This is a genomic window from Streptomyces sp. cg40, from assembly GCF_050320165.1.
In the GTDB taxonomy this organism is placed as follows: Bacteria; Actinomycetota; Actinomycetes; order Streptomycetales; family Streptomycetaceae; genus Streptomyces; species Streptomyces hokutonensis.
On record NZ_CP190128.1, the window covers coordinates 9,170,404 to 9,192,999 of the forward strand.

Consider the following 22,596-nt stretch of genomic DNA (forward strand, 5'->3'; position numbering starts at 1 on the left):
GGATGGGCCCGGTGCGCATGCTGCTGCCGTCGCTGCGCGCGACGGCACGCCTGGCTCCCGGTCCGGGAGTTCCGCTGCTCGGGGCCGCGCTGCTGCACTGCGCGGTCCCCGGCTGGGCCCTGCTGCGTCCGCCCCCGCCCGCCCGGCGGTCGGTCTGGGCCCGGGAAGCGGTCGCCCTGTACCGCCCCCAGGCAGAGCAAACCCGCCCCGGACAACGCCACTTGGACGCGCTCAGCCGCGCACTGGTCGTGCACGCCCACACCCTGGTGCTGGCGAAGCGGTACGCGGAAGCCGGCCCCGTCGTGGACGCGGCGCTGGCTGTGCCGGGAGCGCGGATGTCACCGACGCTGACCGCGTGCGCCCTCCACACACGGGCACAGGCACTTGTCTTCGGCGGCCGGGCGGACGAGGCCCAGGAACCCGCCCGGGAGTGCGTGGAGTCGTACCGCGGTTCGCCGCCTCCCGCGCGGCGGGACCGAAGCCTGGGTGCCTTGCCGGTCGCCCTGCGCACGCAGGGACTCGCGTTCACCCTCGTCGGCCGTACGGCGGAGTCCGTCGCCGTGTACCTGGAGTGTGCCGACCTTCTACGGGCCATGCCCATACGGCGGTTGTCGCGTTTCCTGCGGCTGCGGGCGCAGGTGCTGGTCGAACTGGCCGGCGGACTGCGGGCGCTCGGCCGGTACGAGGAGGTCCTCGCGCTGGAGGCCGAGGCGAAGGACGCGGTGTACGGGATGATCGCGAGGTTCTATCCGGAACTCGTCCTGCCGTTGCGCGTCCGGCTCCTCACGGACCTGGCCCACTGCCGCAGCGCGACGGGCTCTCCCGCTGCCGCACGCACGAACGCCGACGAGGCGGTGGCCCTGGCCCGTGAACTGGCCGACCAGCCCGAGTGGTTCGCCGAGGCGCTGTACTGCCTGGGCCTCGTCCTCGACGAACTGGGCGCGTACGACGAGCTGTTGACCATCCTCATGGAACTGGCCGAGCTGTACACGCGCCTGGCCGCCGACCGTCCGGAGGTCTTCGAACCGCTGCTCGCCGACACCCTGGACGACCTGGCCCGCTGTCACCGGCGAAGCGGCGATCACCTCAAGGCCGTGGCGGACACGGAACGGGCCGTGGCCCTGTACCGGCGCCTGGGACGGCAGGAGGACCAACTCGCCCGCCTCCTCGCCAACTTGAGCATCCGTCAGCAGAGCGCCGACGACGCGGAGTCGGCCGTGTCGAGCGCCCGCGAAGCAGTGGCCCTCACCCGCCGGCTCGCCGAGTCCGACAGCGAGACCCACGGTCCCCCGACCGCCCGCCGCCTGCGGGTCCTGGCCCAGGCCCTCGGTCTCGCCGGCGACCACACCGCCGCCGTGGCCCGCTACGAGGAGGCCGAGGCCGTCCTGAGAGACCTGATCGGCGTCCCCGGTGTCGAGGCGGAACTGGCGGTCACGGTCTCGGCCCTCGCCGACGCGCTCGACACCGGGATCCAGGACCGGCTGGCCGCCGGTCGGCCCGACGAGGCGGTCGCCGCCCTGCGCTGCCTGCTGGACCTCACCCGCCGCACCGACATCAGGGACGTCCACGCCCGGTGTGTCATCGCCTTCGCCCGCTCCCGTGCGGAACGCCCGGACGACATCGACGTCGTCCGGGCGTGGGAGCGGGTGGTCGGAGAGCCGTACCCGACCTTCGTCTACCGCAGAACCGACACCCGCGGCCGGGGCGCGAAGCCCGCCGCGCGGTAGGACTCGTCGATGAGGGTCATCGTCGCGACCGCGTCGTCCGGACCCAGCGGCAGGGGCGCGCCGTTCCTCAACCGGGCGGCGAACGCGTCCAGTTGGTAGGTGTACGAGGAGCGGCGGCCGAGGCGCTCCGTGCGCTCGCCGTCCGTGGTGCGGACGACGACCCGGTCGTCGAGGTGGGGGAGGACGAAGTTGGGCGCGAACGCCTCGCCCCGGCTGCCGGTGATCCGGCAGCTCATCACCAACTCGTCGTAGGCCATGTGGCAGCGGGCGGAGCCCGTGGCGCCGCTCGGGAAGGCGAGGTCGGCGTCCAGCCACTCGTCGACGCCCGGCGCGCCCGAGCGTTCGCCGCCCCGGGCCGAGACCAGCCGGGGTGCGCCGCCCGCCCAGGGCGCGAGCATGCGCTGGGCGTGCAGGCTGTAGCAGCCCAGGTCCATGACGGCGCCGCCGGCCAGGTCGAGCGACCAGCGCGGGTCGGTGTCCGGCGGGGCCGGGATCGCCACGAGGGTCTCCACGTGCCGCAGTTCGCCCAGTTCACCGGAGGCCAGCAGCTCGTGCAGGCGGCGGGTGACCGGGTGGAAGAGGTAGTGGAAGGCCTCCATGAAGACCGTGCCGGCCTTCGCCGCCGCCTCCCGGACCTCCGCCGCCTCCTCGGCGTTGCTCGCCGAGGGCTTCTCCGACAGGACGTGCTTGCCCGCCTCCAGGGCGGCGAGGTTCCACGGCCCGTGCAGACCGTTGGCGAGGGGGTTGTAGACGACCTCCACCTCGGGGTCGGCGATCAGGTCTGCGTACGAGTCCGCGACCCGCTCGACGCGGTGCGCCGCGGCGTACGCCTGCGCGCGGTCCCGGTCGCGGGCGGCCACCGCCACGAGGCGGTGGCCGGTCGTCCGGGCCGGGCCGATCAGGGAATGCTCGGTGATCCGAGCCGCTCCCAGTACTCCGATGCGCAGTGGTTCCCGGCCCGGACCGCTCATGCTTCGCGTACCTCCTGGATGGTGACGGGGCGGTGCTCGTGCAGCGACAGGGTGCAGGCGTCGGCGATCCAGCCGGCCTCCAGCGCGTCCGCCACGGTGCAGGGGGAGGTGCGGGTGCCGGCCACCACCTCGGTGAACGCGGTGAGTTCGGCGCGGTAGGCGGCCGTGAAGCGGTCCATGAAGAAGTCGTGCGGGACGCCCGCCGGGAAGGTCACGCCGGGCTCCACGGAGCGCAGCGGCAGCTTGTCCTCCAGGCCGACCGCGATGGAGTCGGTGAAGCCGTGGATCTCCATGCGGACGTCGTAACCCCGGGCGTTGTGGCGGGAGTTGGAGACCACCGCGATGGTGCCGTCGTCCAGGGTGAGGATGGCGCCGGTGGTGTCGGCGTCGCCCGCCTCCTTGATGTACTCGGCGCCCCGGTTGCCGCCGACCGCGTACACCTCGACGACCTCGCGGCCGGTGACCCAGCGGATGATGTCGAAGTCGTGCACGGAACAGTCGCGGAAGATGCCACCGGAGGCGGCGATGTACGCGGCCGGCGGCGGCGCCGGGTCCAGCGTGGTGGAGCGCACGGTGTGCAGCTTGCCCAGTTCGCCGGACTGCACGGCGGCGCGCGCGTTGACGAAGCCGGTGTCGAAGCGGCGGTTGTAGCCGATCTGGATCGGCACGTCGCTGCCCTCGACGGCCTTGAGGACCTTGACGCCCTCGGCCATCGTCCTGGCGACCGGCTTCTCGCAGAAGACCGGGATGCCCGCCTCGACGGCGGCCAGGATCAGGCCCGGGTGGGCGTCGGTCGCCGCGGCCACCACGACACCGTCGACCCCGGCGGCCAGCACGGCCTCGGGGGAGTCCGCGACCTCGGCGCCGAACCGCTCGGCGGCCTTCTTGGCGGCCTCCGCGAACGGGTCGGCCACGACGAGGGACTCGACCACGTCGAGTCCGGACAGGGTCTCGGCGTGGAAGGCGCCGATACGGCCGAGGCCGAGGATTCCGATGCGCATGGGGGCTCTTGCTTTCTTGAGGGGTGCGGGTGTCTTGCTGTTGTCCCTCGCGAGGGTTCCTCGCGAGACGGTGAACGTCGGTCGGGGGTGCTCCTCAGCTCTCGCGCCGTTCGGCGCCGGCCCGCAGCTCGCCGCGGAGCGCCTGCGGGGCCCATCCCTCGCGCACCGCGCGGCGCACGATGTCGGCCTGCGAGGGCGGGGCGAGCCCCTCGACGGGCGGGTCGTTGTCGAGGTTGGTGGGGAACGGATAGCCCTCGGCACTGGCCGCGACGACCGCGTCCAGCCACTCCTCGCGCACGCCTTCGGCCTTCCGCCGGAGCAGCACCGGGAAGACCGCGTTGCTGACGGCCTCGCGGTCCACCGTCTCCATCGCCCGCCCGAACGCGGAGGACACCTGGAGCAGGTTGGCCATGCGCCGCACATCGGCGGTGCGGTTGGTGCCGGCCGCGTGGAACAGTGCCGGGTTGAAGAACGCGGCATCGCCCTTGGCGAGCGGGAGTTGGATGTGATGGGCCTCGAAGTAGGCCTGGAATTCCGGGAGTCGCCACGCCAGATAGCCGGGCTCGTACTTCTGCGAGTGCGGCAGGTACATCGTCGGCCCCGACTCCACCGGCATGTCGCAGTGCGCGACGGCCCCTTGGAGGGTGAGCACGGGCGAGAGGCGGTGCACGTGCGCCGGGTAGCCGGCGGCGGTCTCGTTGCCGAGGAAGCCGAGGTGGTAGTCGCGGTGCGCGGTCTGGGCCGCGCCGCCCGGGTGGACCACGTTGATCTGCGAGGTGACCTGGTAGCCGGGACCGAGCCAGGCCTCGGACACCAGGGCCAGCATGTCGTTCGCGTAGTAGTCGGCGAACGCCTCCGGGTCGTAGAGCGCGGCCTTCTCCAGGGCGTTCCACACCCGGTCGTTGGCCCCCGGCTTCGCGAAGTGGTCACCGGCCCCCGCGCCGGAGGCGTGCTGCTCGGCGATCAGCGCGTCGAAGACCTCGGTCGTACGGTCCACCACCGTCGCGTCCGGGAACGCGTCCCGCAGGACCACGATGCCGGGTCCCTCGGCGAACACCCGCACCAGCTCGGTCCCCACCTCGCGGCGCTCACCGGCCGCCACCGACTTGCGGAGCCGGTCGCTGTCGTAGACGAGGACGTTCCGCTCGACCGAGGACGCGTACGGGAAGTCGCCCAGGTCGGTCGGCTGCTCGACGAGCGTGCGGAAGGCGTCGAGGTCGCAGTCCTGCTCGGTGAGCCAGGCGGGGCGTGCTGCGGATGTGAAGGACATCTTCGTCCCCTCGGGTCACGGAGTGGTGCGGTCCTGTCATTCTTGTCAGTACAAACCCTTCGAACAACCGGCAGCATGCCATCAAAAACCCCTCAAGGAGACGACCGGTGGGCCACCCCTTCCCGATCAGGGAAATCGCACGTCAGGCGGGTCTCAGCGAGGCCACCGTGGACCGGGTGCTGAACGGCAGGGGCGGTGTCCGCGAGAGCACCGAGCGTGAGGTCAGGCAGGCCATCGCCGATCTCGACCGGCAGCGCACCCAGGTCCGGCTGGTCGGCCGTACGTTCATGATCGACATCGTGATGCAGACACCGGAGCGCTTCTCCACCGCCGTACGGGTGGCGCTGGAGGCCGAGCTGCCCGACCTGCACCCGGCCGTGGTGCGCTCCCGCTTCCACTTCCGCGAGACCGCGCCGGTCAAGGAACTCGTCGCCACCCTCGACCGGATCGCCCGGCGCGGCTCGCAGGGCGTCATCCTCAAGGCGCCGGACGTCCCCGAGATCACCGCGGCCGTCGGCCGGCTCGTCACCGCCGGTATCCCGGTCGTCACCCTGGTCACCGACCTGCCCGCGAGCGCCCGCCTCGCCTACGTCGGCATAGACAACCGGGCGGCGGGCGCCACCGCCGCCTACCTGATGGGCCAGTGGCTCGGCGACCGCCCCGGCAACATCCTCACCAGCCTGAGCAGCGGTTTCTTCCGCAACGAGGAGGAGCGCGAGATGGGCTTCCGCAGCACCATGCGCGCCCGCTACCCGGACCGGGCCCTCGTGGAGATCACCGAGGGCCACGGCCTGGACGCCACCCAGTACGAGCTGGTCCGGGCCGCCCTCAAGCGCGACCCGGACATCCGGGCGGTCTACTCGATCGGCGGCGGCAACATCGCGACCCTGCGCGCCTTCGCCGACCTGGGCCGCGAGTGCGCCGTGTTCGTCGCGCACGACCTCGACCACGACAACACCCGGCTGCTGCACGAGCACCGGCTCTCCGCCGTCCTCCACCACGACCTGCGCCAGGACGTCCGCGAGGCCTGCCGCCTGGTGATGCGCGCGCACGACGCGCTGCCGCCCTCCGGACCGACCCTGCCGTCCGCGATCCAGGTCGTCACGCCCTACAACATGCCGGTGGCGGCGGCCCGTTGAGGATCGGCGGCGATCGTCAGAGGTTGATCGCGTACGCCTTGCGCAGCGTCTCGTGCACCGTCCACGTCGTACGGTCGCCCTCGCGCAGCACGGCCAGGTCCCCGGGACCGACCGTCAGCGTCTCCCCGCCCTCGACCTCGATGGTCGCCGAGCCGCTGATCACGACGAACAGCTCGTCCGCCTCCGTGTCGGTGACCACCCCCGGCGTGATCTGCCAGATCCCGCGGATCTGCCGCCCGTCCTCGGACTCCCACACGACCTTCCCGGTCACCTCGGGCGTACCGGAGACGATCTGCGCCGGGTCGAGAGGCTCGGGTTCGAGCTCGGCGTCGGGGATGCGGACAACGAAACTGTGCGTCATACGGCGACCCTAGCCCGGCCGGGCACGGCCCGTGCGTGGACACTGTGTGGGGTATCGGCCCAGGTCGGGGGACACTTCGTCGCGGAGTGGCGGCCCGGGTGGGGCCGGGCGATCGTGGAGGGCATGGCGCAGACCACGGAGGCCGTCCCCGAACCGCAGCCGCACCCGCACTCGCACGCGACCCGGGAGAACATCCTCTTCGGAGGCGTCTACGGCGCCGTCCTCGCCTGCTCGATGGTCGCCGCGCTCACCCAGTACGGCCACACCGACCAGGCCAGCCGCCGCTACGACGCCCTCTGGCTGCTGGTGACCGCGGGCGCCTCGGCGCTCGCCCACGGGTACGCCCACTACATCGCCGAGCGCGCTCCGCACCGCCGCTGGGACGCCCTGCGCACCCTGCGTGACGAGTGGCCGCTGGTCGCCGCCGCGGTGCCCACCGTGCTGCTGCTCGCCGGGGCCGGCTGGGGCTGGTGGCCCGCGAACGGCGTCGAGTACGCGGCCTTCGTCCTCAACATCGCGCTGCTGTTCGTCCTGGGCCTGGTCACGGCCCGCTGGTCGGCGCGGAGTTGGGTGGTGGCCGTGGTGATCGGGGTGCTGGACGCGCTGCTCGGCGTGGTCGTGGTGGTCGCGAACGCCCTGATCAAATAGGCCGGTTCAGTGTCCGACGGGCCTGGTCGATCCGCTGCTCACGAGACGCCCTGGTAGCCGCGCAGCTTGCGGTACAGCGTCGCCCGTCCGATGCCCAGCGCGGCAGCAGCCCGCGCCTTGTTGCCGCCGTGCCTGCGCAACGCGCCCAGGATCGCGGCGCGTTCGGCGTGCTCCATCGGGCTGAGCCGCCGCGCCGCGGGACCCTCCCGGACGGGATCGGGCAGTTCGGCCCGCCGCACCGGACCGGTGACCCGCCGATGCTCGGCCAACGTCCGTACGACATGAGCGAGTTCGGTGACGTTCCCGGGCCACGGATGCTCCTCCAGGGCCCGCAGCGCGTCCAGCGTCCAGCTGAGCGGCGGCTGTCCCGGGGCCGGCCGGGGAGCCAGGACCGGCAGCAACTCCCGTACGTCCTCGCGGCGTTCACGCAGCGCGGGCAGGGCGACCGACCGGGCGGCCAGGGTGTCCAGGAGGCGCTGGAAGCAGGGGCCCGGGGGAGTGCCGGGCGTGTAGGTGACCAGCAGACGCACGTCCGGGTGTTCTTCGAGCACGGAGTTGAGCGCGGCGACGTCCGGCTGGGCCAGCCGTTCGGCGTGCCGCAGGAGCAGGGGGCGGCCGTCGGCCAACTCGCTGTACTTCACGCCCAGTTCGGGCGACTCGGCAGCGTCGGCGACCAACGGCACGGTCTCGCCGAGCAGTTCACGGGCCAGCGCGGTCTTGCCGGTGCCGCGCTCGCCGGTCAGCAGCAGCAGCGGCTCCGGCACCCGGGCCAGCTCCACCGCCCGCGCGACCGCGTGCCGCCAGGGCACCGACCCGCCCGCGAGCGCCAGCGCGGGGCGCGCAACGGGACGCGGCACCTCGACGGCCCGCGCTTCGAGTACGGCGACGATCCCGAGCACGTGCCCCTCGTGCCGTACGGGAGTGATCGCGGCGGTGCAGCCGGCGTTGTCGGGGAGCGTCGTGTCGTACGACTCCCGGTTCGTGCTCGCGCGCTCCAGGGCGGCCAGGACCTGGGGGGTGGCGAGGCGGACGGCGGCCTCGCTGATCAGGCGGTTGCGGCCGTCGAGGGCGACGACCGCGCGGCCGGGGCCGTGCGCGGCGCGGGTGTAGGCGTCGAGGAGCACCCGTTCGGCCGTACGGGAGCGGGCGAGGAGTTCCGCCTCCACCGAGACGGCCGCGGCCTCCGCGAGGGCGGCACCGGGATGCGGGCCGCAGCCGGCGCACAGGCCGGACGCGACCGTCACCGTGCCGAGCGCCTGCCCGGTCTCCGGGGCGAACAGCGGCACGCTGACCGCGGACACGTCCTGCCACAGGTCGAGGAAGTGCTCGGGACCGTGCACCTCGGCCCGGCGCCGGGTGCGCAGGGCGAGTGTCGCGCTGTTGTGGCCCACCTCCCGCTCGGACAGATCGCGGCACCGGTCGCCGCCGGGTACCTCGCCCGCCGTCCACAGCACCCGCAGCCGCTCGTCGGTCAGCAGCAGCGCCGAGTGGCCGCCGAGCGCCGGCGCGACGCGCTCAAGGACTGGCCGCGCCGCCTCCAACAGGGCTGATTCGACAGGCGGTTCGGGATCCTGGACCGGTCCATCGAGGTCGTGCCGTACGCCGAAGAAGCGGGCGCGCCGCCACGCGGCGAGGACCTCGTCCGGGACGCCGTCGGGCAGCGGGCGGCCGGTCAGGAACCGCTCGCGCGCCTGGCGCAGCGGGGCGAGGGCGGGGGAGTGCTCCACGACGGTCATGACGCCTCACACCGTATCGGGCCCGTGACGGCGGCCGCCGTGGGGCTGTGACTGTCTCGTAATGAGACACCCGAGGGTGTTCCGCCCGCATGATGATCGTGAAGAGTCGGTGCCCTTCTCACCCCGGCCCCAACCTGCCTCACCCCCTGGAGCGTCCCGCCGTGCACGTTGTCGAGACCGACGTACTGATCGTGGGCAGCGGCCCGGCCGGAGCCGCCGCCGCGCTGGCGCTGAGCACCTACGGCGTCCCCCACATCGTCGTCACCCGCTACTCGCGCCTCACCAGGACGCCCCGCGCGCACATCACCAACCAGCGCACCATGGAGGTCCTGCGCGACCTCGGCGTCGAGGACGAGGTGCTGGCGAAGGCGACCCCGCAGAACCTGATGGGCAACACCACGTTCTGCACCAGCCTGGCCGGCGAGGAGCTGGGCCGGATCCGCTCCTGGGGCAACGACCCGCTCGTACAGGCCGCGCACGACCTGGCCAGCCCGACCCGCATGTGCGACATGCCGCAGCACCTGATGGAACCGGTGCTCGTCGACGCGGCGCTCGCGCGCGGCTCGAACGTCCGCTTCAGCACGGTCTACAAGTCCTTCGAGCAGGACGAGGACGGCGTCACGGTCACCGTCGAGGACCGGCTGCGCGGCGACGAGTACCGGATCCGCGCCAAGTACCTGATCGGCGCGGACGGCGGCCGTTCGCAGGTCGCGGAGGACGCCGGGCTGCCGATGGGCGGCCAGATGGGGGTCGCGGGCAGCATCAACATCGTCTTCGAGGCGGACCTCACGAAGTACACCGCCCACCGGCCCTCCACCCTCTACTGGGTGCTCGCCCCGGGGGCCAACGTCGGCGGCATCGGCGCGGGCCTGGTGCGCTGCGTCAGCCCCTGGAACGAGTGGCTGATCGTGTGGGGCTACGACGTGACCGCCGGCGCCCCCGACCTCACCGAGGAGTACGCGCTGTCCGTCGTAAGGCAGTTGGTCGGCGACGACGACATCCCCGTGACCATCAAGTCGTCCTCCGCGTGGACGGTCAACGAGATGTACGCCGAGACCTACGCCAACGGCCGGGTCCTGTGCGCCGGGGACGCCGTCCACCGCCACCCGCCGTCCAACGGGCTCGGCTCCAACACCTCGATACAGGACGCCTACAACCTGGCGTGGAAGCTGAAGCTGGTCCTCGACGGGACGGCCGCACCCAAGCTGTTGGACACGTACGACGCCGAACGCGCGCCCGTCGGCAAGCAGATCGTCACCCGCGCCAACAAGTCCATCGGCGAGACCGCCCCGATCTTCGAGGCGCTCGACGGACTCTCCCCGCAGACCCCCGAGCAGCTGTGGGCCAACATCGCCGCCCGCAAGGACGCCACCGAGGCCGCGGAGAAGCAACGGTCCGCGCTGCGCGAGGCGATCGCCTACAAGGTCTACGAGTTCAACGCGCACGGCGTCGACCTCAACCAGCGCTACACGTCCGACGCGATCGTCCCCGACGGCACCCCCGACCCCGGCTTCGGCCGCGACCGCGAGCTGCACCACCAGCCCAGCTCCCGCCCCGGCGCCAAGCTCCCACACGCCTGGATCACCTCCGGCACCCGCACCGTCTCGACCCTCGACACGGTCGGCAAGGGCCGCTTCACGCTCCTCACCGGCATCGGCGGCGAGACCTGGCTGCGCGCGGCCGAGGCGCAGTCCCTCGACATCGCCACGGTCGTCATCGGCCCCGGCCGGCAGTACGAGGACCCGTACGGCGACTGGGCCCGCCTGAGCGAGATCGCCGACGGGGGCGCCCTCCTCGTCCGCCCCGACGGCTACGTCGCGTTCCGCCACGCCGACGCGGCCGAGAACGCCGAACAGTTGCTCACGGACGCGCTGCGCCGCATCCTCGGGCACGGCTGACATTTCGCTTTGTTTAGGGAGCCGTAATGACCACTCATGTCACCGTCACCGACGAAGCCGTCGCCAGTCTGCGGGACACCGCCGACCCGCGCCTGCACGAACTGCTCTCCGGCCTGATCCGGCACCTGCACGCGTTCGCGTCGGAGACCCGCCTGACCCAGGAGGAGTGGGAGCGGGCGATCGGCTTCCTGACGGAGACCGGCCAGACCTGCACGGACACCCGGCAGGAGTTCATCCTCCTGTCGGACGTGCTCGGCCTGTCGATGCTGGTGGAGACCATCAACGGCGAGCGCGAGGCCGGTGCCACCGAGTCGACGGTGCTCGGTCCCTTCCACATGACCGAGTCGCCGGTCCGTGAACTCGGCGCGAACATCGACCTGTTGGGTGGCGGCGAGCCCTGCGTGGTCAGCGGCCGGGTCGTGTCGGGGGACGGCACCCCGCTCCCCGGCGCCCTCCTCGACGTGTGGCAGGCCGACGGCAACGGCTTCTACGACGTGCAGCAGCCGGACGTCCAACCCCCCGGCAACGGACGGGGGTTGTTCACCACGGACGCCGAGGGCCGCTTCCGGTTCCGCACCTGTGTGCCGAGCCCGTACCCCATCCCCACGGACGGCCCGGTCGGCGACCTCCTCAGGGCGACCGGCCGCCACCCCTACCGCCCCGCCCACATCCACTTCATCGCCACGGCCGACGGCCACACCCCCGTCACCACCCACATCTTCGTCGCGGGCAGCGACTATCTCGACTCCGACGCCGTCTTCGCCGTCAAGCAGAGCCTCGTCGCGGACTTCACCCCGACCGACGACCCGTCCCTGGCACGGGAGTTCGGCATCGCCAACCCGTTCCGGCACGCGCGGTTCGACCTCGTACTGGAGCGGAGCGCGTGAAGGACTTCCTCGACTTCGCCTACGACGCCCAGCCCATGCGGGTCGTCTTCCGTCCCGGCGCCGCGCTGACCGCGACCGCCGGTGAGGCCGAACGGCTCGGTCTGCGGCGGGTGTTGGTGCTCTCGGGTGCCCGGGGCGCGGACACCGCCCAGGCGGTCGCCGACTCGCTGGGAGAGGTGTGCGTCGGGGTGCACGCCGAGGCGAAGATGCACGTGCCGGTCGAAGTGGCCGACCGCGCCGTCGAGTTGGCGCGTTCGCTGGGTGCCGACGGATGTGTCGCGGTCGGCGGCGGTTCGTCGATCGGGCTCGGCAAGGCCATCGCCCTGCGCACCGGCCTCCCGCTGATCGCCGTGCCCTCCACCTACTCCGGCTCGGAGATGACCCCGGTCTGGGGCCTCACCGAACACGGCGCCAAACGCACCGGCCGCGACCCCGCCGTCCGGCCCCGCAGCGTCGTCTACGACCCGGAGCTGACCCTCGGACTCCCCGTCCCGCTCACGGTGACCAGCGCTATCAACGCCACCGCGCACGCCGTCGAGGCCCTCTACGCCCCGGACGGTTCACCCCTGATCGCGCTGATGGCGGAGGAGGGCATGCGGGCGATGGCGGGCGCGCTTCCCGAACTGGCCGCCGAACCACGGTCGTTGGAGGCCCGTGGGCGCGCCCTGTACGGGGCGTGGCTCTGCGGTTCCTGTCTCGGCGCCACCACCATGGGCCTGCACCACAAGCTCTGCCATGTCCTCGGCGGCACCTTCGGCCTGCCGCACGCGGAGACCCACACGGTGGTGCTGCCGTACGCGCTGGCGTACAACGCGCCCGCCGCACCGGAGGCGGCGGCCGCGGTGGCCCGTGCGCTGGACGCCCCGGTTGCCCCGACCGCCCTGTGGGAGCTGGCCGGACGGCTCGGCGCACCGCGCTCGCTCGCCGAACTCGGCCTGAAGGAGGGCGACTTGGCGACGGCGGCCGAACAGGCGGTGAGCCAGGCGTACGCCAATCCCAGGCCGGTCACCGAGGAGGGCGTACTCGCCTTGCTGCGCGCGGCCTACGAGGGCGCCGCCCCCGTGTAGTCAGCGGTTCGTGCGGACGCCGTCCAGCGCGATGGCCAGGACGCGGTCGCGCTGGGCGTCGTCCACGAACGTCGTCCCGGTGACCCCGGCCACCAGGCGCAGCAGATCACCGAAGTCCATGTCGGTGCGGGCCAGGCCCGCCTTCTGCGCGCGCTCGAACAGCGGGCCGCCCGCGGAGAACATCGACTCGCGGCAGGTCCCGAAGATCTCCGAGTCGTTCTCCAGCGCCTGGCGCACCGCCTGCTTGGTCACCATGTAGCCCGAGAACCGGCCCAGCCACGACGTCAGCGCCTCCCACGGCTCCTGGTCGGCGACGTCCAGGGCGGCCTGGCACAGGGAGTTCACCTCGTCCGCGTAGACGCTCTCGAAGAGGGCCCGGCGGGTCGGGAAGTTGCGGTAGAGCGTGCCGATGCCGACGCCCGCGCGTCTGGCGACGTCCTCCAGCGAGGCGTCCGCGCCGTGCTCCGCGAAGGCCTCGCGGGCGGCGGCCAGCAGGGCGTCGTAGTTGCGGGCGGCGTCCTTTCGGTGGGGGCGCTGGGCCGCGACGATTTCACTGACGGGGAACGGCTGGGCCGTCACTGATGCCTCCCGGGCGGACTCGGTTGAACCGGAGGTGTGCCTCCGCTATGGTGGAGGGGTACCTCCACTTTAGCAGTGGTGGGTGCGTACCGCCGTGCACGTGTGCGTGCGGACGCGCCCTGCCTGCTTGTTTCGGAGAGGCTCTCCATGCCCCGCACATCCACCACCCGCCTCACCTTCGCGGTCCTCGCGACGGGAGCGGGCGTCTTCTCCATGCTGCAGTCGCTGATCGCGCCGGCCCTGCCGACCGTCCAGCACGCGCTGCACACCTCCCAGTCCACCGCGACCTGGGTGATGACGGCCTATCTGCTGTCCGCCTCGGTCTTCACCCCGATACTCGGCCGCGTCGGCGACCTGATCGGCAAGAAACGCACACTCGTCGCCGTCCTGCTCGCCATCCTGGCCGGCTGTCTCGTCGCCGCGCTCGCGCCCAACATCGGCGTACTGATCGTCGCCCGGGTCGTCCAGGGCATCGGCGGCGCGCTGCTCCCGCTCTCCTTCGGCATCATCCGCGACGAGTTCGACGCGTCCCGAGTACCGGGTAGCATCAGCAACCTGTCCGCCGTGATCGCCGCCGGCGGCGGTATCGGCATGGTGGCCGCCGGACCCATCGTGTCCGCGCTCGACTACCGCTGGCTGTTCTGGTTCCCCGTCGGCATCGTCGCCGCCACCACCCTCATCGCCCTGCGCTACGTCCCCGAGTCGCCGAGCCGCGCCGGGGGGAGCGTCAACTGGTCCGGCGCAGTGCTCCTTTCGGCCTGGCTGGTCGCCCTGCTGCTGCCGCTGAGCCAGGCGAGCCGGTGGGGCTGGGGCTCCATCCGGGTCGTGGGCCTGTTCGCCGCGGCCGTCGTACTCTTCGCGGCCTGGCTGTACGCCGAGGCCCGCTCCCGCAGCCCGCTCATCGACCTCAAGGTGATGCGACTGCGGTCCGTGTGGACCACCAACACCGCCGCGCTGCTCTTCGGCGCCGGCATGTACTCGATCTGGTCCTTCCTGCCCGGCTTCGTCCAGACCCCGTCGTCCGCCGGCTACGGCTTCGGCGCCAGCGTCACCGCGTCCGGACTCCTGATGCTGCCCATGCTGATCGCGATGTTCGTCTCCGGCGTCCTCAGCGGCCGGCTCGAACCCGTCGTCGGCGCCAAGGCACTGCTCACCGCCGGTGCCGCACTCGGCGCGGTCGCCTGCGGCATCCTCGCCCTCTGGCACGACCAGCAGTGGCAGATCGCCCTCGTCGCGGGCATCTTCGGCCTCGGTATCGGACTCGCCTTCGCCTCCATGGCCAACCTCATCGTCGGCAGCGTCCCGCCCGAGCAGACCGGCGCCGCGACCGGCATGAACGCCAACATCCGCACCATCGGCGGCTCCATCGGCGCCGCGGTGACCAGCGTCCTGGTCACCGGCCACCTCCAGGCGTCCGGCCTGCCCTACGGCTCCGGGTACACCCACGGCTTCACGCTGCTCGCGGTGCTCTGCCTGGCCGCGGCGCTGGCCGCGCTCATGGTGCCGGTGCGGCGGGCCGGACGTGGCGGAGGAACGACCGTCGGCACCTCCGAGTCGACGCTCCTGAAGGCGGAGGAAGAGGCCTCGGTGATGGCTCCCGGCGCCCTCAACTGACCCGGCCGGTATGCCAGCATGAGCCGATGATCGAACCGAGCGCGCGGCGCCCCGGCGCCGAACTCCTGGACGTCCACCGACTCAGGCTTCTCGAATCAGCCGCTCCTCGGCTCACCCCCGAGGAGCGGCTCGCCATGGACCGCGTCTGGGACGAACGGGTGCGCGCCAACCCGAGTCTCTTCGACGGGCCGGTCCTGGTGTGCGCGGGCACACGGCGCGAGGGGCCGTACGGACTGGCCGTCTCCTGGGTCCGGACGACCTACCGGCACTTCGCCCTCCGCCGCGTCCCGTGGTCCACCTCGTGGCTGCCGTCCTTCTTCGTCTCCGTCCTCCAACCGGCCGACGACGGACGGCTGCTGGTCGGCCGGATGTCCAACTCCACGGCAGCTCCGGGCCGTTGGCAGCTACCCGGCGGCTCGCTCGAACCCCCCGAGGGCGGCCAACCGCTCGACATGCGGGCCCTGCACCGCCACGCCGCACGGGAGTTGATCGAGGAGACCGGCATCGAGGCCCGGCCCGAGGACCTCACCTTCTGGAACGTCACCCGTGCCGGAAACGGCAGCATCGGTGTCCTGTTCCGCGCCCCGTCCCTCCCGGCGACGCGGCTGAGCGAGCGGTTCGAGGCGATGGCGGCCGCGGAGACGGCACAGGGCCGCGAACCGGAACTGAACCGCATCGCGCTGATCGGCTCCACGGCCCAACTCCCGGACCTGGCGGGCCCGCACGCGGACTATCTGGAGCCGATCGTCCGCCGCTACGCGGAAGGCGGCGGAACGGGTGTCTCGATATGAGACACCCGCAAGGGTGACGAAGCCTTCAGGATCGGCGGAGCACGACCGCTGTGAAGAAAGGTGATCACCATGGCCCTCGCACTGCTCAGGCGCTGGCTGCCCCAGGGCGCCTCCGCCCCGGCGGCGGGCCTCTCGCTCCCCCTCCCGCCCGGCGCCGGCGGCCTCGGCCGTGAGATCGTCGACCCGATGGGCGTGCCCATGGCGTCCGCCGAGGTCACGGTGACGGCCCTGGACTCGCACCGCGTCACCGCCTCCGGTACGACCGACCCGTACGGCTTCTTCCTCGCCGTGCTGCCGCCCGGGCGCTACAGCCTCCTCGTCTCGGCCCAGGGACTCCAGCCGCACCAGGAGACGGTGGAGATCGCCGCCGGAACCGCCGCGCCCACCGAACGCGTATGGCTCCAGCCCGGCCGCGCCCAGGAACTCCCGCCGCCCGGCACCTGGCTCTTCGACCCGCCGCACACCGCGATCCGCTTCATCGCCAAGCACGTCGGCATGGCCCATGTGCACGGCCGCTTCGAGCGTTTCCAGGGCGGCATCCAGATCGCCCAGGAGGTGACCGAGTCCAAGGTCCAGGTCCGCATCGACGCGTCCAGCATCACCACCGGCAACACCACGCGCGACAACCATCTGCGCTCCGGTGACTTCCTCGACGTGGAGCGCTACCCGTACATCGACTTCACCAGCACGCGGTTCGCGTACCGCGGCGGCAGCAAGTGGACCTTGCAGGGCTCGCTCACGATGCACGGAGTGAGCCGCTCGGTGAACCTGGACACCACCTACCTGGGCACCGTCAACGGCGGCTACGCGGAGGAACTCCGCTGCGCGGCCCTCGCCACGGCCGAACTGCACCGCGAGGACTACACGTTGAACTGGCGCAGCATGCTCGCCCGGGGCATCGCGGTCGTCGGCCCCACCGTCCAGCTGGAGCTGGACATCCAGGCGATGTACCGCACCCACGACACCCCGACGCCGCCGAAGTGACCTTGCGCATGCGGTAAGGTTTACCTGCGCGTTCACCCGACCGACCGGGTGGGGCGCGACCGGGACGTGGCGCAGCTTGGTAGCGCACTTGACTGGGGGTCAAGGGGTCGCAGGTTCAAATCCTGTCGTCCCGACGGTGCGAAGGGTCTTCACGGGCGAGAGCCTGTGGGGGCCCTTTTCGCGTGGGTCGTTTCCGATCAGGCCCCCGACGACGCGGCGGCCCGGACGAGCGGGGCGACGAAGATACACACGCGTCTTGACAAGAAGTGCTACACCGCGAGCTGGTCGGAGCACCCGTCCGGCGTGGCCTCGGGCCCGCCGCCCACCTCCGCCGAGGTCATCGTGGGGCTGCCTTCCTGTGACAGCGGCTGCACCCAGCCGCCGGCGAACTTCGGCACCCCCGGTGAGCCGGCCCGGCACGCACTCCGCCCGGCGAGGCGGAACGACATCGCCGAGGGGAAGACCTGACCGGCCGGAACCTTGTCGGGCTGTCTTACGCGTGCGTAGCGTGTGACGTGACCTGGTGCCTGGGAGGTGTCGACAGGGCGACGCCGGTGAACGGGCTGACCGGCCAGGGCAGAGTGCGGACGGTGCGCGCGTCCGATCGCCGGGGGTTGTCGTGGTGACGTTCAGACTTCTCGGGCCCGTCGAGATCGTGGGCCGCGGCCCCGTCGACGTGGGCCCTCCGCAGCGGCGGAGCGTGCTGGCGGCGCTCGCCGTGGACGCCGGACGGGCAGTGCCGTTGGAGACACTGCTGAGGCGCGTGTGGGGTGAGGATCCGCCGGAGGGGTCGCGTTCGGCGCTGTACGCGCATGTGGCCCGCATCCGGCAGGTGCTCGCGGCCACCGGGGCCGTTCGCGCGCCGGGCCTGCTGCGGCGGAGCGGTGGTTATGTGCTGGACACCGACTCCGAGGAGGTGGACCTCCACCGGTTCCATCGCCTGGTCGCCGACGCCCGCCGAACCGGCCGGAGCGACGCAGACCAGGTGCGGATGCTCCGCGAGGCCCTGGACCTGTGGCGCGGGGAGCCGCTCACCGGACTGTCGGGGGAGTGGGTGTCGCGGATGCGCGACACCTGGGAGCGGCAGCGGCTGGACGCGGTCACCGCCTGGGCCGACGCGGAGACCGCGGTGGGCAACCACGCTGTGGTGATCGGCCGCTTGCCCGAACTGATCGGCGAACACCCGCTCGTGGAGCCGCTGGTGGCCGTGCTGATGCGGGCGCTGTACGAGGCGGGGCGCGGCGCCGAGGCCCTGGAGTGCTTCGCCGAGGTACGCGAGCGGCTGGCCGAGGAGCTGGGCGCCGATCCGGGGGCCGAGCTGCGGCAACTCCACCGGGCGATCCTGCAAGGCGCCCACGAGCCGGCCCGGGCCACGGCTCCGCCGCCCGCGGCACGGCCCCGGTCCGCGCCGGTGCCGGCCCGACTGCCCCTGGACGTACCGGCGTTCACCGGCCGGGAGGAGGAACTGGCCCGGCTCGACAAGATCCTCGCGGAGGGCATCGGCAGCCCCGCGCCGGCGGTGGTCTCGACCCTCTCCGGGACCGCGGGCGTGGGGAAGACGGCCATGGCCGTCCACTGGGCGCACCGGGTGGCCGACTGGTTCGAGGACGGCCAGCTCTACGTCAACCTCCACGGCTTCGAGCCTTCGCGGCCACCCGTGACCCCGGTGGAGGCACTGCCCCGATTACTGGAGGCGTTGGGCGTGCTCCCGCAGCACATGCCGGTGAGCCTGGAGGCGCAGACCGGGCTGTACCGCAGCCTGCTGGCGGGACGGCGGATGCTGGTGATGCTCGACAACGCCCGCGACGCCGAACAGGTGCGGGCGTTCCTCCCCGGCAGTCCCGGCTGCTTCACCCTGGTGACCAGCCGGAACCGGCTCTCCGGACTGATCGCCCTGGAGGGAGCCCGGAGCCTCGTCCTGGACGTGCTGCCCGCGGCGGAGTGCCGGCGGCTGCTCGCCCGCCGGATAGGTGCCGAGCGCGTGATGTCCGAACCGCTTGCGGTCGACGAGATCGTGAGCCGCTGCGCGCGGCTGCCGCTGGCCCTGGTGATCGTGGCGGCCCGCGCGGCCGTCGAGCCGCGGCTCGGCCTGGCCCGGCTCGCCGCCGAACTCCGGGACGCCCAGGCCTCGCCCGACGGGCTGGACAGCTTCGGCGACGAGGACACCCGGGCGGACGTACGGACCGTCTTCTCCTGGTCGTACGGCGCCCTGAGCCCCCAGGCCGCCCGGATGTTCCGGCTGCTCGGTGTGCACCCCGGTCCGGACATCAGCGTGGCCGCCGCCGCGAGCCTCGCCGGGCTCCCCGTCCAGCACGCGGGCCGACTGCTGACCGTGCTGGCCGACAGCTGTCTGGTCACGGAGTACTCGCGCGGCAGATACGTACTGCACGACCTCTTGCGGATGTACGCCGCCGAACTCGCCGGTACCGCGGACGCCGCCGAAGAGACGCGAGCCGCGTACGACCGTGTGTTCGGCCACTACCTGCACTCCGCGCACTCCGCCGACCGCATGCTCGATCCGCACCGCGACACGATCGCACTGCCGCCCGCGGTCCCCGGCGTCTCCCCCGAACACGCCGCGGACCACGGAGCGGCCCTTTCCTGGTTCACCGCCGAGCACCCCGTGCTCCTCGCGGTGGTGCACCGGTCGGGCACCGCCACGAGGGCACCGGATGCCCAGGTCTGGCAGCTGACCCGTGCCCTGAGCACGTTTCTGCAGCGCCGCGGACACTGGTCCGACTGGGCCGCCGCACAGGAGGCCGCGCTGGACGCCGCGCTCCGCTCGGCTTCCCCGGTCGGCGAGGCCGACGCCCACCGCGGCCTCGGCCGTGCGTACACCCGCCTGACGCGTCTGGACGAGGCGCTCACCCACCTCGCCCGCGCCCTGGACCTCCACAAAGCCCTCGACGACCGTACGGAAGTGGCCCACACCCACCTCGACCTGGCCCGCCTGCACGCCCGGCGGGACGCCTGCCCCGAAGCCCTGGCCTGCGCCCAGGAGGCCCTCGACCAGTACACGTCCCTGGGCCACCGGGCCGGACGGGCGCGGGCACTGAACGCGGTCGGCTGGTACCACGCGCAGCTCGGCGACCACCAGCGGTGCGTGGAGTTGTGCGGGCAGGCGCTGGAACTCTTCACCGAACTCGGCGTCCGCGACGGGCAGGCGGACACCTGGGACAGCCTCGGCTACGCCCACCAGCACCTCGGCGACCACCGCCGGGCCGCGGACTGCTACGGCAACGCCGTCGCGCTCTTCCACAGCCTCGGCGACCGCTACTTCGAGGCCGACGTGCTGGTCCACCTCGGCGAGAGCCACCGTGCCGCCGGCGAGACCCGGGCGGCACAGCGGGCCGCGCGGAGCGCGGCGGACATCCTCGACGAACTCGGCGTACCGGACTCGGACGGGGTCCGGGCCCGGCTGCGCCGCCTCGGCCTGCTCAGGAGTAGTCGCAGGTGAGACCCGCTTGGGCGCCGTAGTTGGGCAGCAGGGAGTCGCTCACCCACCCGTACGTGCCGTCGGTTTCGTTCTTGAGGTACGTCCAGGTGTTTCCGGAGTCGTTGAAGAGATAGCAGTAGTAGTTCAGGACGTCCCGGTTGTCCGCGTAGCCGGTGATACCGCAAGCGGTGCTGGGTCCGGAACGCATGTTCGCGGAGACGCCCGCCGTCTGCCGCACATAGGCGCTCCCGTCGCGGTTGGGGCCGCTGATGTTGCAGGTTGCCGCGGACGCGGGCGCGGCCAGTCCGACCACGGCCGCCGGAACGGCGAGTGCGGCCACTGCGACGGATACGAGTCCGTGCCTCGCCGGCCTGGTGCTGAAGTTCTTGTTCACTCTTCCTCCCCTGCGCGATGACGTGCGATGACGTGCACGTGACGACGATGGAGAGGAGTCCTTGCCGGAAACTTGTCGGAATCTTGCTGCCGGTGCAGCTGCTATCTTCTACAACGCTGTAGATATAGAAGTGGACGGCCGCCGGGTTCACCCCGGACGGCCCCGGAGCATTCGGAGTTGGCATGGCACTCTGGGACCGCATCAAGGAGTCGGCATCGACGATGCAGACCCAACTCGTGGCGAAGAAGAACGACTTGAAGAGCGGGGCGTTCCGGGACGCGAGCATGGCGATGTGCGCGCTCGTCGCCGCGGCCGACGGGAGGATCGACCCGGCCGAGCGCCAGCGGGTCGCCCAACTCATCTTCAGCAACGAGGTGTTGCAGAACTTCCCGGCCGACGACCTCCAGCGCCGCTTCGACGACAACCTCAACAAGCTGACCGCCGATTTCGACTTCGGCAAGGTGGGCGTGCTCCAGGAGATCGCCAAGGCGAAGAAGAAGCCGGCCGAGGCGCGTGCCGTGATCCAGATCGGCATCGTCATCGGCGGCGCCGACGGTGACTTCGACGCCACCGAGCGGGCCGTGGTCCGCGACGCCTGCTTCGCGCTGGGGCTGCCCCCGCACGAGTTCGACCTGTGAGCCGACCCCGCTGAGCTGAACAGAGGTGAACAGAACAGCCCTGCGGCCCACGGGAGTTGTGTCCCGTGGGCCGCGACTGCGTTCCGCTACAGCGGAGTTGCCGCGTGCAGCAGGAGCAGCAGCGTCACCGCCGAGTTCGCCGAGAACGTGGCGGACAGGGCGGCGCCCGCCGCGGCGCTCCACAGGGCCAGGCCCACGGCGGTGAACAGCGGCGGCCAGGTGCGTGCCGGAGGCGCCGGCGCGAGCAGCGCGGCGACGCGGCGGGGGAGCGGTCCCGGCGCCGCGAGGCCCGCGAGCGTCGGTCCCGGTGTGCCGCGTGAGACGAGCGCCGCCTTGCCGATCGCGCGGGCCACGGCCTTGCGGCTGCCGACACGGTGGGCGGCCTCCTCGTCCGCCCAGCGCTCGGCGACGTAGACGACCGCCGTCCGCAGTGGCAGCAGGAACGGGTTTGCCTGCGCGGCCAGTTGAGCGATCAGCAGGTGGCGGTGGTGCCGGGCGGCGAGGTGGGCCCGCTCGTGCGCGAACAGGGCTCGGCGCTCCTGAGCGTCCAGGCGGTCGAGCATGCCGGTGGACACCACGATCCGGTCGCGTGGACCGGCGGGCAGGGCGTACGCGTACGGCTCGGCGTCCGGGAGGACCGCGACCGACGTGTCGCGCAGGCCGGTGAGTGCCGCGTGAGCCTGCCGTCGTACGCGGAAATGGCGCCACAGGGTCCGGCCGCAGCCCCCAACCACCGCCAGGAGCAAGGGAATCGCGGCTTTCCCCGCGATCTCGTCCTGGGGCACGCTCTCCCGGACCTCGGGATCCGACCAGCCGTCCGGCAGGGGATTGCCGGGGAGTTGTGCGGTGCCGACCACCATCAGCAGGCCCAGGCACAGGGTGCTGCACACGGCCATGACGGCGGCCACGACGCTCAGTACGGTCGTCGCCGCGCGCGGGTGCAGATGCTGGGTGGCGAGGTGGGCGATCGGCCAGGCCGTCAACGGCAGGAGCAGTGGCAGGAGGACGAAGACACCCACGGGGCGTCAGCCCGCCGACTCGTCGGGCTCGTCGGCCGCCTGGTCCAGCAGGGCGCGCAGCAGTTGCTCGTCGTCCTCCGGCAGGGCCGTGATGAAGCTGGCCAGTACCGCCCTGCGGTCCTGCTCACGATCGAGCACCTTGCGCATCTTCAGCGCGGCGAGCCCCGCCTCGTCCGCGGCGGGCGACCAGACGAACGAGCGGCCCTCCCGCCTGCGCGTCACGGCCTGCTTCTCCAGCAGGCGGATCAGCACGGTCATCACGGTGGTGTAGGCGAGATCGGCGTCCAGACGCTCCTGCACCCAGGCCGCGGTCACCGGCGTCCCGGCGGTGTGCAGGGCGGTGAGCACCTGCGTCTCCAGCGCGCCCTGTGCCCGGCGCGGGGGACGCGGATCCGGTTTCGCCACGTTCCGTTCTCCTCCTGCCGCTGCGGGGTCG

General features: G+C 72.3%; 21 protein-coding genes and 1 tRNA gene. 12 read left to right on the forward strand and 10 right to left on the reverse strand.

What is annotated here, in order from left to right; translation table 11 throughout:
- Nucleotides 1–2: 2 nt before the first annotated feature.
- Nucleotides 3–1,727, forward strand: a complete 1,725-nt coding sequence (locus ACQHII_RS41390) for a tetratricopeptide repeat protein (RefSeq protein WP_427924056.1) — start codon at nucleotides 3–5, stop codon at nucleotides 1,725–1,727.
- Here ACQHII_RS41390 and ACQHII_RS41395 read toward each other — a convergent pair.
- The 3 genes from ACQHII_RS41395 to ACQHII_RS41405 form a co-directional block, all read right to left on the reverse strand.
- A complete protein-coding gene (locus tag ACQHII_RS41395; RefSeq protein ID WP_427924057.1) occupies nucleotides 1,676–2,698 on the reverse strand; it encodes a Gfo/Idh/MocA family protein in 1,023 nt (340 codons plus the stop codon). The two genes, ACQHII_RS41390 and ACQHII_RS41395, sit on opposite strands and share 52 nt — an antisense overlap.
- Nucleotides 2,695–3,699 (reverse strand): Gfo/Idh/MocA family protein, encoded by a 1,005-nt coding sequence (locus ACQHII_RS41400; protein ID WP_427924058.1) that lies wholly within the window; start codon nucleotides 3,697–3,699, stop codon nucleotides 2,695–2,697. The genes ACQHII_RS41395 and ACQHII_RS41400 overlap by 4 nt, the downstream gene beginning before the upstream one ends.
- Before the next feature lie 94 nt (nucleotides 3,700–3,793).
- Complete coding sequence (locus tag ACQHII_RS41405; protein WP_427924059.1) at nucleotides 3,794–4,969, reverse strand: phytanoyl-CoA dioxygenase family protein; 1,176 nt, start codon at nucleotides 4,967–4,969, stop codon at nucleotides 3,794–3,796.
- Between the two features lie 107 nt (nucleotides 4,970–5,076).
- On the opposite strand from ACQHII_RS41405, the gene ACQHII_RS41410 reads away from it, so the two are divergent.
- A complete protein-coding gene (locus tag ACQHII_RS41410; RefSeq protein ID WP_427924060.1) occupies nucleotides 5,077–6,108 on the forward strand; it encodes a LacI family DNA-binding transcriptional regulator in 1,032 nt (343 codons plus the stop codon).
- Between the two features lie 16 nt (nucleotides 6,109–6,124).
- On the opposite strand, the gene ACQHII_RS41415 is transcribed toward ACQHII_RS41410, so the two are convergent.
- Complete coding sequence (locus tag ACQHII_RS41415; protein WP_427924061.1) at nucleotides 6,125–6,469, reverse strand: cupin domain-containing protein; 345 nt, start codon at nucleotides 6,467–6,469, stop codon at nucleotides 6,125–6,127.
- A 123-nt stretch (nucleotides 6,470–6,592) separates the two neighbouring features.
- Between ACQHII_RS41415 and ACQHII_RS41420 the strand changes: the two genes are divergently transcribed.
- Entirely contained in the window at nucleotides 6,593–7,117 is a 525-nt protein-coding gene (locus tag ACQHII_RS41420; protein WP_427924062.1) for a hypothetical protein, read from the forward strand.
- A 38-nt stretch (nucleotides 7,118–7,155) separates the two neighbouring features.
- On the opposite strand, the gene ACQHII_RS41425 is transcribed toward ACQHII_RS41420, so the two are convergent.
- Nucleotides 7,156–8,853, reverse strand: coding sequence for a sigma-54-dependent Fis family transcriptional regulator (locus ACQHII_RS41425; RefSeq protein WP_427924063.1), 1,698 nt, complete (start codon nucleotides 8,851–8,853; stop codon nucleotides 7,156–7,158).
- A gap of 161 nt (nucleotides 8,854–9,014) precedes the next feature.
- On the opposite strand from ACQHII_RS41425, the gene ACQHII_RS41430 reads away from it, so the two are divergent.
- Genes ACQHII_RS41430 through ACQHII_RS41440 form a run of 3 tightly spaced genes read left to right on the forward strand, consistent with a single transcriptional unit; the run spans nucleotide 9,015 to nucleotide 12,705 of the window.
- The gene (locus ACQHII_RS41430; RefSeq protein WP_427924064.1) at nucleotides 9,015–10,751 is read left to right on the forward strand and encodes an FAD-dependent oxidoreductase; all 1,737 of its coding nucleotides are present in this window, start codon (nucleotides 9,015–9,017) and stop codon (nucleotides 10,749–10,751) included.
- A 26-nt stretch (nucleotides 10,752–10,777) separates the two neighbouring features.
- Nucleotides 10,778–11,638 (forward strand): intradiol ring-cleavage dioxygenase, encoded by an 861-nt coding sequence (locus ACQHII_RS41435; RefSeq protein WP_427924065.1) that lies wholly within the window; start codon nucleotides 10,778–10,780, stop codon nucleotides 11,636–11,638.
- The gene (locus ACQHII_RS41440; protein WP_427924066.1) at nucleotides 11,635–12,705 is read left to right on the forward strand and encodes a maleylacetate reductase; all 1,071 of its coding nucleotides are present in this window, start codon (nucleotides 11,635–11,637) and stop codon (nucleotides 12,703–12,705) included. Before ACQHII_RS41435 ends, ACQHII_RS41440 begins: the two co-directional genes overlap by 4 nt.
- Here ACQHII_RS41440 and ACQHII_RS41445 read toward each other — a convergent pair whose 3' ends face one another.
- Complete coding sequence (locus tag ACQHII_RS41445; protein ID WP_427924067.1) at nucleotides 12,706–13,284, reverse strand: TetR/AcrR family transcriptional regulator; 579 nt, start codon at nucleotides 13,282–13,284, stop codon at nucleotides 12,706–12,708.
- Between the two features lie 147 nt (nucleotides 13,285–13,431).
- Between ACQHII_RS41445 and ACQHII_RS41450 the strand changes: the two genes are divergently transcribed.
- The 4 genes from ACQHII_RS41450 (at nucleotide 13,432) to ACQHII_RS41465 (ending at nucleotide 16,807) form a co-directional block, all read left to right on the forward strand.
- Complete coding sequence (locus ACQHII_RS41450) at nucleotides 13,432–14,898, forward strand: MFS transporter (protein ID WP_427924068.1); 1,467 nt, start codon at nucleotides 13,432–13,434, stop codon at nucleotides 14,896–14,898.
- A gap of 26 nt (nucleotides 14,899–14,924) precedes the next feature.
- Entirely contained in the window at nucleotides 14,925–15,689 is a 765-nt protein-coding gene (locus ACQHII_RS41455) for an NUDIX domain-containing protein (protein WP_427924069.1), read from the forward strand.
- Nucleotides 15,690–15,758: 69 nt separating this feature from the next.
- Complete coding sequence (locus ACQHII_RS41460) at nucleotides 15,759–16,673, forward strand: YceI family protein (protein ID WP_427924070.1); 915 nt, start codon at nucleotides 15,759–15,761, stop codon at nucleotides 16,671–16,673.
- A 60-nt stretch (nucleotides 16,674–16,733) separates the two neighbouring features.
- Nucleotides 16,734–16,807: transfer RNA gene (locus ACQHII_RS41465), tRNA-Pro, on the forward strand.
- 135 nt (nucleotides 16,808–16,942) lie between these two features.
- Here the strand turns inward: ACQHII_RS41465 and ACQHII_RS41470 are convergent.
- Nucleotides 16,943–17,122 (reverse strand): hypothetical protein, encoded by a 180-nt coding sequence (locus ACQHII_RS41470; protein WP_427924071.1) that lies wholly within the window; start codon nucleotides 17,120–17,122, stop codon nucleotides 16,943–16,945.
- A 173-nt stretch (nucleotides 17,123–17,295) separates the two neighbouring features.
- Here ACQHII_RS41470 and ACQHII_RS41475 point away from each other — a divergent pair, with 173 nt between their 5' ends.
- On the forward strand, nucleotides 17,296–20,130 hold the full coding sequence (locus ACQHII_RS41475) for a BTAD domain-containing putative transcriptional regulator (protein WP_427924072.1): 2,835 nt from the start codon (nucleotides 17,296–17,298) through the stop codon (nucleotides 20,128–20,130).
- On the opposite strand, the gene ACQHII_RS41480 is transcribed toward ACQHII_RS41475, so the two are convergent.
- Entirely contained in the window at nucleotides 20,111–20,503 is a 393-nt protein-coding gene (locus ACQHII_RS41480; RefSeq protein WP_427924073.1) for an SH3 domain-containing protein, read from the reverse strand. The two genes, ACQHII_RS41475 and ACQHII_RS41480, sit on opposite strands and share 20 nt — an antisense overlap.
- A 182-nt stretch (nucleotides 20,504–20,685) precedes the next feature.
- Between ACQHII_RS41480 and ACQHII_RS41485 the strand changes: the two genes are divergently transcribed.
- Nucleotides 20,686–21,141, forward strand: coding sequence for a tellurite resistance TerB family protein (locus tag ACQHII_RS41485; protein WP_427924074.1), 456 nt, complete (start codon nucleotides 20,686–20,688; stop codon nucleotides 21,139–21,141).
- An 86-nt stretch (nucleotides 21,142–21,227) separates the two neighbouring features.
- Here ACQHII_RS41485 and ACQHII_RS41490 read toward each other — a convergent pair whose 3' ends face one another.
- Both ACQHII_RS41490 and ACQHII_RS41495 read right to left on the reverse strand, forming a co-directional pair.
- Nucleotides 21,228–22,160: a M56 family metallopeptidase gene (locus ACQHII_RS41490; protein ID WP_427924075.1), complete on the reverse strand. Its 933-nt coding sequence runs from the start codon at nucleotides 22,158–22,160 to the stop codon at nucleotides 21,228–21,230.
- A 6-nt stretch (nucleotides 22,161–22,166) separates the two neighbouring features.
- Nucleotides 22,167–22,565, reverse strand: coding sequence for a BlaI/MecI/CopY family transcriptional regulator (locus tag ACQHII_RS41495; protein ID WP_427924076.1), 399 nt, complete (start codon nucleotides 22,563–22,565; stop codon nucleotides 22,167–22,169).
- Between the last annotated feature and the right edge of the window lie 31 nt (nucleotides 22,566–22,596).

Bases quoted from the DNA above. Each gene is read 5' to 3' on its own strand.
- ACQHII_RS41405 (WP_427924059.1), bottom strand. From the start codon at position 4,969: ATGTCCTTCACATCCGCAGCACGCCCCGCCTGGCTCACCGAGCAGGAC.
- ACQHII_RS41450 (WP_427924068.1), top strand. From the start codon at position 13,432: ATGCCCCGCACATCCACCACCCGCCTCACCTTCGCGGTCCTCGCGACG.
- ACQHII_RS41395 (WP_427924057.1), bottom strand. From the start codon at position 2,698: ATGAGCGGTCCGGGCCGGGAACCACTGCGCATCGGAGTACTGGGAGCG.
- ACQHII_RS41425 (WP_427924063.1), bottom strand. From the start codon at position 8,853: ATGACCGTCGTGGAGCACTCCCCCGCCCTCGCCCCGCTGCGCCAGGCG.
- ACQHII_RS41400 (WP_427924058.1), bottom strand. From the start codon at position 3,699: ATGCGCATCGGAATCCTCGGCCTCGGCCGTATCGGCGCCTTCCACGCC.
- ACQHII_RS41460 (WP_427924070.1), top strand. From the start codon at position 15,759: ATGGCCCTCGCACTGCTCAGGCGCTGGCTGCCCCAGGGCGCCTCCGCC.
- ACQHII_RS41390 (WP_427924056.1), top strand. From the start codon at position 3: ATGGGCCCGGTGCGCATGCTGCTGCCGTCGCTGCGCGCGACGGCACGC.
- ACQHII_RS41435 (WP_427924065.1), top strand. From the start codon at position 10,778: ATGACCACTCATGTCACCGTCACCGACGAAGCCGTCGCCAGTCTGCGG.
- ACQHII_RS41470 (WP_427924071.1), bottom strand. From the start codon at position 17,122: ATGTCGTTCCGCCTCGCCGGGCGGAGTGCGTGCCGGGCCGGCTCACCG.
- ACQHII_RS41485 (WP_427924074.1), top strand. From the start codon at position 20,686: ATGGCACTCTGGGACCGCATCAAGGAGTCGGCATCGACGATGCAGACC.
- ACQHII_RS41415 (WP_427924061.1), bottom strand. From the start codon at position 6,469: ATGACGCACAGTTTCGTTGTCCGCATCCCCGACGCCGAGCTCGAACCC.
- ACQHII_RS41420 (WP_427924062.1), top strand. From the start codon at position 6,593: ATGGCGCAGACCACGGAGGCCGTCCCCGAACCGCAGCCGCACCCGCAC.
- ACQHII_RS41455 (WP_427924069.1), top strand. From the start codon at position 14,925: ATGATCGAACCGAGCGCGCGGCGCCCCGGCGCCGAACTCCTGGACGTC.